Annotated in this window: 12 protein-coding genes and 1 pseudogene; 8 read left to right on the forward strand and 5 right to left on the reverse strand. The window is 60.7% G+C overall.

The features are described 5' to 3' along the window. Window positions 1-78 precede the first annotated feature (78 nt). The 7 genes from glnA (at window position 79) to GHK62_RS31690 (ending at window position 8,200) form a co-directional block, all read left to right on the forward strand. Complete coding sequence (glnA, locus tag GHK62_RS31660) at window positions 79-1,503, forward strand: type I glutamate--ammonia ligase (protein ID WP_153442900.1); 1,425 nt, start codon at window positions 79-81, stop codon at window positions 1,501-1,503. Window positions 1,504-1,848: 345 nt separating this feature from the next. Next, entirely contained in the window at window positions 1,849-3,069 is a 1,221-nt protein-coding gene (locus GHK62_RS31665; RefSeq protein ID WP_153442902.1) for a molybdopterin-dependent oxidoreductase, read from the forward strand. Window positions 3,070-3,079: 10 nt separating this feature from the next. After that, window positions 3,080-3,376 (forward strand): cytochrome c, encoded by a 297-nt coding sequence (locus GHK62_RS31670; RefSeq protein WP_153442904.1) that lies wholly within the window; start codon window positions 3,080-3,082, stop codon window positions 3,374-3,376. A gap of 82 nt (window positions 3,377-3,458) precedes the next feature. Beyond that, window positions 3,459-3,818, forward strand: a complete 360-nt coding sequence (locus GHK62_RS35330; RefSeq protein WP_167528414.1) for an archease — start codon at window positions 3,459-3,461, stop codon at window positions 3,816-3,818. A gap of 257 nt (window positions 3,819-4,075) precedes the next feature. Further along, window positions 4,076-4,729: an ABC transporter ATP-binding protein gene (locus GHK62_RS31680; RefSeq protein ID WP_184108497.1), complete on the forward strand. Its 654-nt coding sequence runs from the start codon at window positions 4,076-4,078 to the stop codon at window positions 4,727-4,729. Then, window positions 4,726-7,137, forward strand: a complete 2,412-nt coding sequence (locus GHK62_RS31685; protein WP_153442908.1) for an FtsX-like permease family protein — start codon at window positions 4,726-4,728, stop codon at window positions 7,135-7,137. Before GHK62_RS31680 ends, GHK62_RS31685 begins: the two co-directional genes overlap by 4 nt. Beyond that, the gene (locus GHK62_RS31690) at window positions 7,127-8,200 is read left to right on the forward strand and encodes a lipocalin-like domain-containing protein (RefSeq protein WP_153442910.1); all 1,074 of its coding nucleotides are present in this window, start codon (window positions 7,127-7,129) and stop codon (window positions 8,198-8,200) included. The genes GHK62_RS31685 and GHK62_RS31690 overlap by 11 nt, the downstream gene beginning before the upstream one ends. On the opposite strand, the gene GHK62_RS31695 is transcribed toward GHK62_RS31690, so the two are convergent. Continuing rightward, window positions 8,197-8,454: a P-loop NTPase family protein gene (locus GHK62_RS31695; RefSeq protein WP_153442912.1), complete on the reverse strand. Its 258-nt coding sequence runs from the start codon at window positions 8,452-8,454 to the stop codon at window positions 8,197-8,199. The two genes, GHK62_RS31690 and GHK62_RS31695, sit on opposite strands and share 4 nt — an antisense overlap. A gap of 173 nt (window positions 8,455-8,627) precedes the next feature. Here GHK62_RS31695 and GHK62_RS31700 point away from each other — a divergent pair. Then, a pseudogene (locus tag GHK62_RS31700) lies at window positions 8,628-9,050 on the forward strand (IS110 family RNA-guided transposase); the annotation flags it as partial. Window positions 9,051-9,532: 482 nt separating this feature from the next. On the opposite strand, the gene GHK62_RS31705 reads toward GHK62_RS31700, so the two are convergent. The 4 genes from GHK62_RS31705 to GHK62_RS31720 all read right to left on the reverse strand — a co-directional run bounded on the left by GHK62_RS31705 (window position 9,533) and on the right by GHK62_RS31720 (window position 11,386). Then, the gene (locus GHK62_RS31705) at window positions 9,533-9,784 is read right to left on the reverse strand and encodes a hypothetical protein (RefSeq protein WP_153442914.1); all 252 of its coding nucleotides are present in this window, start codon (window positions 9,782-9,784) and stop codon (window positions 9,533-9,535) included. A 27-nt stretch (window positions 9,785-9,811) separates the two neighbouring features. Next, the gene (locus tag GHK62_RS31710) at window positions 9,812-10,363 is read right to left on the reverse strand and encodes a hypothetical protein (protein ID WP_167528415.1); all 552 of its coding nucleotides are present in this window, start codon (window positions 10,361-10,363) and stop codon (window positions 9,812-9,814) included. 93 nt (window positions 10,364-10,456) lie between these two features. Then, window positions 10,457-11,023 (reverse strand): L,D-transpeptidase, encoded by a 567-nt coding sequence (locus GHK62_RS31715; RefSeq protein WP_153442916.1) that lies wholly within the window; start codon window positions 11,021-11,023, stop codon window positions 10,457-10,459. Between the two features lie 33 nt (window positions 11,024-11,056). Continuing rightward, the gene (locus GHK62_RS31720; RefSeq protein WP_153442918.1) at window positions 11,057-11,386 is read right to left on the reverse strand and encodes a pilus assembly protein; all 330 of its coding nucleotides are present in this window, start codon (window positions 11,384-11,386) and stop codon (window positions 11,057-11,059) included. Between the last annotated feature and the right edge of the window lie 27 nt (window positions 11,387-11,413).

An 11,413-nucleotide genomic window follows, 5' to 3' on the forward strand; every position in this document is an offset into this window, starting at 1 on the left:
ATTACGCAGCCGCTCGGCCGGCGGCGCAGTTGAGGTACGGCTCGTTTCGACGGACCGACAGGAGGAAGGGAGGCGGCGATGTCTGACAATAGCTACGCCAGCCCGGATGACGTTCTTCGGACGATAAAGGACGGCGAGATCGCGATGATCGATCTGCGGTTCGCAGACCTTCCCGGCCTGTGGCAGCATTTCTCCGTGCCGCCGCGCGCCATCAACACGGACAGCTTCACCAATGGCATCGGCTTTGATGGCTCGTCCATCCGGGGCTTCCAGGAAATACAGGAAAGCGACATGCTCGTCGTGCCTGATCCGAATACCGCTTTCCTGGATCCGTTTACGGAGGCGCCGACGCTCGTCCTGATCTGCAATATTCTCGACCCAGTCAACGCCCAACCCTATAGCCGGGACCCCCGCTTTATCGCACAAAAGGCCGAAACCTATCTCAAGGCCACCGGTATCGGCGATACCGCGTATTTCGGCCCGGAACTGGAGCACTTCGTCTTCAACGAGGTCCATTATGATCAGGGCTCCAACTACGGCTATTACGAGATCGACGCCGTCGAGGCGAATTGGAAGGCGAGGGACGGGACTGGCCTCGGACACAAGCTGCGCCCGAAAGAGGGCTACTTCCCCGTTCCGCCTGCCGACACTCTTCAGGACGCCCGCACCCTGATGGTGACGCTGCTCGAGCGTATCGGTATTGAGGTCGAGGCACACCACCACGAGGTCGCGACCGGTGGCCAGGGCGAGATCGACATGCGCTTTGCGACGCTGACGCGCATGGCCGACAGCGTGATGATCTACAAATATGTCGTGAAGAACGTCGCGCGCAGCCGCGGCATGACCGCAACCTTCATGCCGAAGCCCCTGTTTGGCGACAACGGCTCGGGCATGCACGTTCACCAGAGCATCTGGCAGCAAGATCGCCCGATCTTTGCCGGAGACGGCTATGCCGGCTCAAGCGAAGTGATGCGCTACTATATCGGAGGGCTGCTCAAGCACGCGCCGGCACTGCTCGCCATCTGCGCTCCAACCGTCAATTCCTACCGGCGGCTCGTGCCGGGTTTTGAGGCGCCGGTCAATCTCGGCTATTCGCGCCGCAACCGCTCCGCGGCGTGCCGGATCCCGATGTACTCGCTCAACCCCAGGAGCAAGCGGGTGGAGTTCCGGTGCCCGGATCCCTCCTGCAATCCGTATCTGGCCTTCGCTGCCATGCTCATGGCCGGTCTCGACGGCATCCGCAGCCGCATCGATCCGGGGGATCCGATTGACAAGAACCTCTACGATCTGCCGCCGATTGAACGCGCCGCAGTCCCGTCGACACCAGCCTCGCTCGGCGAGGCTCTCGATGCGCTTGAGGCGGACCGCAAGTTTCTCCTTGCCGGAGACGTGTTCACGACGGACGTCGTTGAGACCTATGTGGGCTACAAGCGCTCGCACGAGATCACGGAGATACGCATGCGCCCGCATCCATACGAGTTTGTTCTCTATTATGACGTCTAGGCTCAATAGCGACTGTTCTCGCGTCCAGCCGAACGTCTGATCCCTCAAGGGAGCGTCGGCGGTGCGCCCCTCGACATGGCCGCCTCGGGATCCTCATCGAGCAGAAGTTCAGGGGCGTCAGGTCGCCGCGAGCGGTTACTTCAGTTCATGGCACACCTGCATAGCAAAGGAACGCACATAGCCCTCGTCGTGGTCGACCAATTCTCTTGCGACCCTCTCAATCAGCCCAACTGCGTGGAAGTTCTAGCGCCGGCCGCGGCTGTTTCCTCGACGATCGCGGGGGTGCGTGCTACTTTTCCAATACACGTGAATCCTGAAGGGAAATCGCAATTCGGGAGGAGCGACATGAACAGGCGGCAAGTCCTCCAAGGTGGAGCGAGCGCCTTGGCTGTGGTTGGTGCGTCCGGCTTGCTCTCGAAGCTCGGCCTCGCCGCGGAAGCTCTTCCGGAGGGCGCCATCGCCGTGCAGGCGCTCGAGGCGCTGCCCGACAAGGTTCCTCTCATCAGGAAGACGATCCGGCCGCCCAACTTCGAGACCCCGATCAATTACTTCAACGAAGCGTTTACGCCCAATAATGCCTTCTTCGTCCGCTATCACCTGTCCGACATTCCGGAGATGGACGCGGCGTCATGGAAACTTGCGGTTGGTGGACCAGCCGTGGAACGGCAGGTTCAATTCACGCTTGACGACCTGAAGGGTAGCTTCGAACGGGTCGAGATCGCAGCCGTCTGCCAATGTTCCGGTAATCGCCGCGGCTTTTCAGAACCGCATGTGCCGGGGGTGGAATGGGGTTCCGGTGCAATGGGCAATGCGAGATGGGCCGGCGTTCGCCTGAAGGACGTTCTCGACAAGGCCGGACTTGCCGAAGGCGCGATCGAGATCGCCTTTAACGGTGCAGACGGGCCGGTTCACGACAAGACTCCCGATTTTCTGAAGAGCCTGCCGGTCTGGAAGGCGACGGAAGAAAACACGCTCATCGCCTACGAGATGAACGGCGAGGCCTTGCCGCATTGGAATGGATTTCCGGCAAGGCTGGTGGTGCCTGGCTGGACGGGTACGTACTGGGTGAAGCATCTGACCGAGATCCAGGCGCTGACGGAGCCCTTGAAGTCATTCTGGATGAATCCGGCCTACCGAATTCCGCGATCGCTCTTTCCCGTCGTCGAGCGCTTCACCAGCCAGGAACAGCCAAATTCCGCCAACACGCCGATCACCGAGATGGTCGTGAACTCGATGATCACCAATTTGGAGGAGGGAGCGGAAGTCAAGGCGGGCCAGCCGGTCGATCTAAAGGGCATCGCATGGGATGGCGGTTACGGCATCGTTGACGTGGCGATCTCGATCGACGGCGGCAAGAGCTGGACCCCGACGCAATTGGGCCAAGACCTTGGCCGCTTTTCTTGGCGGCAATGGAGCCATCAACTTGGGCCACAGCAGCCGGGAATGGTGAGCGTCATGGTTCGGGCCCGCAACCGGATGGGCCAGACTCAGGTCGACTCGTTGCTCTTCAACGGCGCCGGATACCACAACAATGTCGTGCAGGCGCTCGGCCTGAAGGTGGTTTGAGGAAGCCGTCATGCGCATCTCGCGAAAATTTCTTCTGATGGCTGGCACCCTGGTTGCTCTCCCTTTCGCGGCGAGGGCCAATGGTCCTGAGTTCCAGCTGACGCCGGGCGCCAATCTTGATGTCGTCGAGGAAAATTGCGCCCCCTGCCACAGCCTGGATTACGTCGCGATGAATTCACCCTTCCTCGACGAGAAGGGCTGGCGGGCCGAAGTCACCAAAATGGTGAATGCGTTTGGAGCGCCGATCGATGCGGGCGATCAGGAGAAGATCGTGGAATATCTTTCGACCAACTACGGCAGGAAGTGAGTGCGCTGTGCCTGCAGTTATGGGTCCCGGTCCCCCCGGATCGTTTTGCCCGGTCGCATTCTTCGGGAAGGGAAGGCTGGCGATGAGCATCACGGGCCCGATATCGGGATTTGGTTGGGAGCATTTCCATCATGACTCCGACATCGGCGTGTGCGGAAGAGGTCGGTCTGTTGCGGAGGCCTTCGAGCAGGCCGCCTTGGGCCTAACCCGAATTGTCACCTACAGTCCGATCGTCGCGGTTATGCAGGTCGAGGTGAAATGCCGCCAAACCGACTGGAATTGCTCTTCGTGGACTGGCTCGACGCCATCATCTACGAGATGGCGATCCTATGGCTTTATTCATCTTGGGGGGACTCGGCGGCGTACAGGCGGCGCCGGGTTCAAACCTAGAAACAAAAGCTTGCCGCGAACCAAACCGCTGGCCGACTGCCACTTTGCGTGAGCGGCTCAGCGATCACTCGGGCTCGGCAAAGGAGAAAAACAGGATCTTGCCCACCACATCAGGCCTGAAACATACCTAAGAGGCGAGTCAGTCCTCAGTGGAAATTCGACCACGAAGCGTCATCTGGGACCGTTTTAGTGCTGTCGCAATAATGGTTGGCCGAAGATAGGTCAGCATTCGCATCGCTTCACCGTAGGCCTTTCCAAGTGGCAGTGGAGAGTTACATATGTGCAATCGTCCTGATCTTGGCTGCCACGGTGATCGCTCTCCGCAATCTTAGGAAATCCTATGAGACTGCCGAAGGGCGGCTTGAGGTGTTGAGAGGGATCAATCTCGATCTCGGCGCGGGAGAAAGAGTAGCTCTGACAGGGGAGTCTGGTAGCGGAAAGAGCACCCTCCTGCATCTCGTAGCCGGCCTGGACAGACCGGACTCAGGCGAGATCGTGATCGGGGGACGAGACATTTCCAAGCTGAATGACCGGGACCGCGCCGCCTACAGGCGGACTGAAGTCGGCCTCGTGTTTCAGCAGTTCAACCTTGTCCCCTCACTAGACGTGGCTGCGAACATCGCTTTCCACGCCAAGCTTGCGGGACGCCACGATACGGTGTGGGAAAATGAACTCGTGGAGCGCCTCGGAATCGGGAAATTGCTGAGCAGATTTCCCGAGCAGCTTTCCACCGGACAGCAGCAGCGGGTGGCGATCGGACGAACCCTTGCCGCGCGTCCCGGATTGGTTCTGGCGGATGAACCCACAGGAAATCTGGACGAGGCCAACGGAGACGCCGTCCTGGAACTGATGCTCTCGCTATCGAAGGAAACCGGATCGACGCTGCTCCTGGTGACACACTCGCAAAGACTGGCGGACAGGCTCGACCGGCAGGTGTATTTGCGATCCGGGAAGCTCGAATGACGATGTGGACCGCAGCCACGGCACTTCTGTCCCACTGGCGACGACGGCCGCTGCAACTTGGCGCTCTCTTGTCGGGCCTGGCGCTGGCGACTGCCCTGTGGTCCGGAGTGCAGGCGATCAACGCCGAAGCCCGCGCGAGCTACGCCCGTGCCGCGGCTGTGCTCGATCAAAACGGGTTGGCGCACCTGATCTCTCCAAACGGCCGCGCGATTCCTCAGTCCGCCTTCGTGCGGCTCCGACGGGCGGGCTGGAAGGTCTCGCCAGTTTTGGAGGGGGAATATCGGTTTGGGGCCACCCGCTTAAGGGTGATTGGCATAGACCCGCTGACGATGCCGGCGGAGACGCAGACCGTCGATCTGGGAATTGCCGAGGACTTGCTTTCCTTCATCACGCCACCCGGCATGCTGGTTGTCTCTCCTGAAACAGCGGAGAAGATCCGAGGGCAGACCGGCCTCGCATTGCGTATTTCGGATAGGATGCTCGACGGCGCCGCCTTCATCGATATCGGTATGGCCCAAAGGCTATTGAGAAGAGACGGCGAACTCAGTCGGATTGTGATCGCCGAAAACCAACGTCCCGGTCTGGAGCCGCTCGGAAAGCTTGTTCCGACGCTCTCGGTTCGCGAGCGGAATGCGCAAACTCACGTCGAGCATCTTACCGAGAGCCTCCATCTCAATTTGACGGCCTTCGGTTTTCTCGCGTTCGCGGTAGGGTTGTTGATAGTGTACTCGACGATCGGTCTCGCCTTCGAGCAACGGCGGCCGACCTTCAGAACGCTTCGCTGCCTTGGCGTTTCACTGAGGAGGCTTGCGGTCCTGCTGCTCGCCGAGCTTGCCCTTTTCGCCGTTGCCGCCGGGGCGGTCGGTGTCGCCATTGGATATCTGGTCGCGTCGCTGCTGCTACCTGGAGTGGCCGCAACCCTCGAAGGACTCTACGGAGCCAGCGTGCCCGGCACGCTTTCTCTGCGGCCGGAGTGGTGGGTATCGGGCTTTGCCATCGCATTGGCCGGAACATTGGTTTCGTCGGCACAGAGCCTAATGCGCCTGACGAGGGTGCCTTTGCTGGCGGCGGCGCAGCCTCGGGCCTGGAGGCGATCGTCGGAAAAGGGGCGGCGGCTTCAGGTGCTCGCCGCTGCGGCTTTGCTCGCCCTCTCGGGAGCTCTTCTTCCGTGGGCGGATGGACTCAAGGCGGGCTTTGGCGTGCTTGGCTGTCTGCTGCTCGGGGCGGCGCTACTTCTTCCCGCCGTGCTCTCCGGATTCCTCACCTTGATGCAGCGAATGTCTTCGCGTGCGCTCGTCACGTGGTTCTGGGCCGACGCCCGGCAGCAGCTTCCCGGACTTTCCCTTGCGCTCATGGCATTACTTCTTGCGCTGGCGGCAAACGTAGGCGTTGGAACCATGGTGTCGAGCTTCCGTCTCACCTTCGTCGGCTGGCTCGACCAACGCCTCGCCGCGGAGCTTTACGTCGCTGCCCGGAATGAAGGCGAGGCAGACAGGCTCAGCGCATGGCTCGCAACGGAGGTGGAATCGGTGCTGCCGATCTCCAGCGTAGACGCCGAGATCCGGGGGCAGCCGATGCAGATCTTCGGTGTCGTTGACGATCCGACCTATAGGAAGCACTGGCCTCTTATCGTTGGCATGCCGGACGTCTGGGATCGGGTAGCGTCCGGTGAAGGGGTGCTGGTGAATGAACAGTTCTGGAGGCGAGAGCGGCTGCGCATCGGCGATCGGCTGGATTTGGCGAGCGAATGGAAGGCGACGGTTGTCGGTGTCTATTCGGATTACGGAAACCCAAAGGGCCAGGTCATGGCCGGAATAAACGCCCTGATCACTCACTACCCGCACGTCTCGCGCCTGCGCTACGGTCTGCGGGTCCCGCCTGATCAGGTTGCGGACTTACGTTCGAAGCTCTCGGACGAATTCGGACTACCAGCGGAGAACATCCTCGATCAAGCGGCACTGAAGGAACAGTCACGGCGGATCTTCGATCGCACATTCTTGGTTACTGGCGCGTTGAACATATTCACGCTTGGGGTTGCGGCATTGGCAATGTTCTCGAGCCTGCTCACGCTTTCGGAAATGCGCCTCCCGCAGCTTGCTCCCGTGTGGGCAACAGGGGTCACAAGACGCGATCTCGCTCTTCTCGAGCTTCTCAGGACGCTGGTGCTCTGGCTGGCGACGTTTATTGCCGCTTTGCCGCTCGGCCTGGCGTTGGCGTGGGTCCTTCTCGCCGTGGTGAACGTCGAAGCCTTCGGCTGGCGTCTGCCGATGTATTTCTTTCCTTACGAGTGGGTGCGGCTCGGTCTCGTCGCGCTCGCCGCTGCGGTCGTTTCCGTATTCATCCCGCTTCGCCGGCTGGCGGGACTCGCGCCGTCGGAACTTCTGAAGGTATTCGCCAATGAGCGTTAGATCGATTGCGATCGCTTTTGCGGTGACGACCATGGCAAGCTTGTGCGCAAGCCAAGCGGCCTACCAGGGTTTTGCTGGCCTCGGCTCGGCGGCTGAAGGGTTTTCGGTGCCGCAGCCCGGCCGGCCGTTCCGTTTCCCCGCGGACCACGGCCCTCATACGGACTTCCGGATAGAGTGGTGGTATCTGACGGCCAATCTTGAAGCTCCCGACGGGACTCAATACGGAGCGCAGTGGACCCTTTTCCGGTCAGCGCTTGCTCCAAGGGAGGCCACCGGGTGGTCGAGCCCACAGCTCTGGATGGGTCACGCAGCCGTCACCACTTCAGAGGACCACTTCGTTGCAGAACGTATTTCACGCGGGGGAGTGGGGCAGGCTGGGGTCGTTGCGAAGCCGTTCTCGGCCTGGATCGATGACTGGCAGATGAAGGGACGTACAACCCCGGGAGCGGATCAACTGGCCGAGCTCAGCCTGACTGCGACGGCAGATGAATTCGGTTATGACCTCCGCCTATCGGCAACTGGCCCGTTGGTGCCGCAGGGCGATAACGGCTATTCGCTGAAATCAGCGAAGGGTCAGGCCAGCTATTACTATTCGCAACCGTTCTATGCCGTGAGCGGCTCGCTATCGCTGCCCGACGGGGATATCGCGGTGACGGGAAAAGCCTGGCTTGACCGCGAGTGGTCATCACAGCCGCTCGCAGAAGACCAGACCGGCTGGGACTGGTTCTCGCTGCATCTGGATACAGGGGAGAAGCTCATGGGCTTCCGCCTCAGAGATGAAGGAGAGGGATTCACCTCCGCTACCTGGATCACTGCCGACGGGCGACCGACCCCTTTACCCGCGGCAGCGCTGAAGATCGCTCCCGTGCGGACCGCCAAAGTCGCAGGGCGTCAAATTCCTGTTTCCTGGAACGTCCGGATTCCCAGTCGTGGCTTCGACGTCACAACCCAGCCTCTGAACGACCAAGCATGGATGTCAACGTCCGTACCGTATTGGGAAGGCCCGATCGCCTTTGAGGGCAGTGTCAGTGGGAGGGGCTATCTGGAGATGACCGGGTACTAGCCAAGCTCTGAGCAGCGGAAAACGATAACGCTAATGATGGACGTCGCCAGCGCACTGTTCGCTTGTGACGACGGCCCAATGCGCCCGCTCGAGATCCTCTCCAACCCGGCACCCATGCTCAGCACCGTGGACTTGCCGGATCCCGATGCAGCAGGGAGCACGAGAAACTCGCCGTCATCTGCGGCAAGGTCGAACACGTGGAGCAACTTCACAGAGCCGAAGAGCTTGGTCATCCGGTCAAGGAAGAAGGTCATCGCAACACTACCCCTTTAGCGCGCCAAGCAGCAGCCCTTTGGCGATGAAGCGCTGAAGGACGATGGTCAGGGCGATCACCGGCAGGATCATGAAGTGTTGAAGTGGACGGCTCCCAACGGCATCAAATGTGCCAGAATGAGTTCGTTGAAAGCTCAATCGAGGGAGACCGTCCGTGGAACAGATTATCCGAATTGGTATGGATACGTCAAAGAACGTTTTCCAATTGCATGGTGTGAATGCGAACGAGCAGCCTGTGCTTCGCAAGAAGCTATCGCGCAGGGAAATGGTGAAGTTCTTCGAGAAGACGCCGCCGACCACTGGTGCGCTTGAGGCGTGCGGCGGTTCGCATCACTGGGCGAGATTGCTAAGCTCGTTCGGGCACGAAGTGAAGCTGATCGCGCCGCAACTGGCAAAACCCTATGTGAAGCGCGGCAAGAACGATGCGTCAGATGCAGAGGCATTGTGTGAGGCGATGAGCCGGCCGACCATGCGCTTCGTGCCGGTGAAGACCGCCGATCAGCAGGCAGCCTTGATGCTGGTCGGAGTGAGGGAAAGATTGATCCGCAATCGCACCCAGCTTGCTAATGCTAGCCGCCTCAGGATGCCGGCCGGATGCATTGAGCGTCTCGGCTCCACTCGTGACGGATTGCGCAATGGCATTATTGTGGCCGAGGACATAGCGCGCCGAGGAAGCGCGTTCGTCTCTTTTCTCTGGGTTCAGCATCGCTCGTGCGATCGCCAATTGCCCGGCTGAGAGCTTCCGCCGCTCGAGTATGGGTCCTGGCAAGCAACACCCGCGCGATCACTTGCTATGGTAAGCGCGGGTTCGTCTGGGAAGGGCGCGAGCGGGACTCAGCCTTTCATCAACGGCAGATGGGAAGACGACATAATCATTGGGGTGCTGGACAGAGAATTCGCCAGTCCTGAGTGGCCGTGACGGGGGTGTTCGGCCGCGCCTCGGCTATGGTCAGGTTTCGCCGAGAAGCGCTCCTTCGCTTGTTATCTCCCGATATACCCAGGCGAGCGCTTGCCCGCATGGGCACTGACCATGGCCTTGGCGTGATATAACGTGCCACTCTATGATTTCTTGATGCCGTTCCAAAGATGCCCGTGCTTTACTGCATAGACCCGAAGCGCCTCCTTCTGTTCGGCGGTCGGGGCCGAAAGCCTTCGCGTCGGGGTAAAAAATTCGTCCGTCTGGAGTTTGATAACCTCCCGTTTCTCCCTCGTGGCGAACAGCCTCTTGAGCTCAGCCACGCCGGCTATGAGGTATTCTTCACCGTCAGGGTGATGGAACTGTAACCAGAACGCCGTGAATTCCTCCGCCAAGGCGCCAATGCTAAACGCGAAGGATGGCTACTGCACCTTCCGCAGGATCAGCTTGCCCTCCGGCGAAACGGATCGCTCATAGCGTGGCAGATCGGCGATCGAGGGGCTCTCAGCATCGATCGCCGGCTGGCTCTCATCCGGTGCCGACGATGCGGCCCCCGAGAGTGCGTCCGGTGGGGGCTCGAGGCGCTGCGTCACTCCCTTACCGGGTGCGCTCAGGATGATGGAGCCACCGGAAGCGAGGGAGCCGGAGCGTATCCGCTCGCTGAGGACGAATAGGTCTTTGCCCAATTTCTCGACCTGCTGGCGAATAATCGCGGCGTCGGCCCCGCCGATGTTGGGGTCTTGCCTGTCGATCTGCACCTTCAGGCCGTCAATGGACCGTTTGACCGCAGCAAGCGCCTCGCGGCTCTCACGGACGTCCGCTGCATTCTTGGCCGTGTAGAGGAGCGTGCCGGCGTTCATTGGGAGGAAAACCAGGGCTAAGGCAATGAACGGCGCGTTACTTGTACGCGTCTTTGCGGCTCGAACACCTCTCGCATCGCCGGGATCAATTTCCGCATTCGCCAGGCTGGTCATCCGCTTCCTCCGCCGCAAGCCGGGCCTGAGAGCGCCCCGCTTTCGGGCTCGGTATTTCAGAGTTCCTGTGAAATCCCACTTTTGCTCGTCCCACTACTTCACCACCACGGTGGCCCCGATTTTCACTCGCTCGAAAAGTTCGATGACATCGGCATTGCTCATCCGGAAGCAGCCGGAGGACGCAAACTCGCCGACCGTGGACTGCTCGTTCGTCCCGTGGATGCGATAGAGCGTGTCAGTTCCTTCGCGGTAAAGATAGATCCCGCGCGCTCCCATCGGATTGAAGGGCCCCGCCGGCACGAGTTCAGGAAGTTCCGGCGCACGCGCCCTCATCTCCGCGGGCGGTCGCCAATCCGGCCATTCCGCCTTGTGGCCAATCCTCACGACGCCGCTCCACCGGAAGCCGTCGCGACCGACGCCGATTCTGTAACGGATCGCGCGACTTCGAGAGAGGACAAGATCAAGGGTCCGCTTGCTGCTGTGGATCACAATTGTACCAGGCGGATAATCCTGGGTAGCCGCGACAACGATGCCCGTCCGGTGTCCGAGGGTACGCGGCACGCGCTCACTCGCCACCACACCAGCGAGAGGCGCGAGTCCGATAGCGGCAGTCGCAGCTACGATTAGCGCAACGCGGCTCATAGCCGACCTGCCGCCCATACCCGAGCGCTCCCGAAAACATGCACAATCATGTTAGTTTTCCGTGCCATCGGCGGATGGGCCATTTGTCCCCGCGGGAGGCGTGGCCGTCGGAAGGATCACGGCCGAAGGCGCCGGTGCGGCAGCCTGACCTTCGCCTTGGTAGGTGCGCATCGCCCGGTGAATCACTTTGCCGTCACTGGCAATGCGCGTGTTCTGCGCCACCCGCGGGAAAGCTTCCTGCGTGTGAATACCCTTGTTGGCTTCCACCGCGTTGCCGAGACCGAAGGTGATCGTGTCGCGATGATTCAGGTAGTCGGCGCAACTCGAAAGGAATGCGGCGGCCGCTAAAAGGAACACGCGACTACTTCTTGGAAACGGCATTGACACCTCCAACGTCAAGATCGAGAC

Source organism: Sinorhizobium terangae (assembly GCF_009601505.1).
Classification (GTDB): Bacteria; Pseudomonadota; Alphaproteobacteria; order Rhizobiales; family Rhizobiaceae; genus Sinorhizobium; species Sinorhizobium terangae.

What these genes read in the sequence shown, in the direction of transcription:
- GHK62_RS31670 (WP_153442904.1), top strand. Translation starts at nt 3,080, where the DNA reads ATGCGCATCTCGCGAAAATTTCTTCTGATGGCTGGCACCCTGGTTGCT.
- GHK62_RS31690 (WP_153442910.1), top strand. Translation starts at nt 7,127, where the DNA reads ATGAGCGTTAGATCGATTGCGATCGCTTTTGCGGTGACGACCATGGCA.
- GHK62_RS31685 (WP_153442908.1), top strand. Translation starts at nt 4,726, where the DNA reads ATGACGATGTGGACCGCAGCCACGGCACTTCTGTCCCACTGGCGACGA.
- GHK62_RS31720 (WP_153442918.1), bottom strand. Translation starts at nt 11,386, where the DNA reads ATGCCGTTTCCAAGAAGTAGTCGCGTGTTCCTTTTAGCGGCCGCCGCA.
- glnA (WP_153442900.1), top strand. Translation starts at nt 79, where the DNA reads ATGTCTGACAATAGCTACGCCAGCCCGGATGACGTTCTTCGGACGATA.
- GHK62_RS31695 (WP_153442912.1), bottom strand. Translation starts at nt 8,454, where the DNA reads ATGACCTTCTTCCTTGACCGGATGACCAAGCTCTTCGGCTCTGTGAAG.
- GHK62_RS31665 (WP_153442902.1), top strand. Translation starts at nt 1,849, where the DNA reads ATGAACAGGCGGCAAGTCCTCCAAGGTGGAGCGAGCGCCTTGGCTGTG.
- GHK62_RS35330 (WP_167528414.1), top strand. Translation starts at nt 3,459, where the DNA reads ATGAGCATCACGGGCCCGATATCGGGATTTGGTTGGGAGCATTTCCAT.
- GHK62_RS31710 (WP_167528415.1), bottom strand. Translation starts at nt 10,363, where the DNA reads ATGACCAGCCTGGCGAATGCGGAAATTGATCCCGGCGATGCGAGAGGT.
- GHK62_RS31715 (WP_153442916.1), bottom strand. Translation starts at nt 11,023, where the DNA reads ATGGGCGGCAGGTCGGCTATGAGCCGCGTTGCGCTAATCGTAGCTGCG.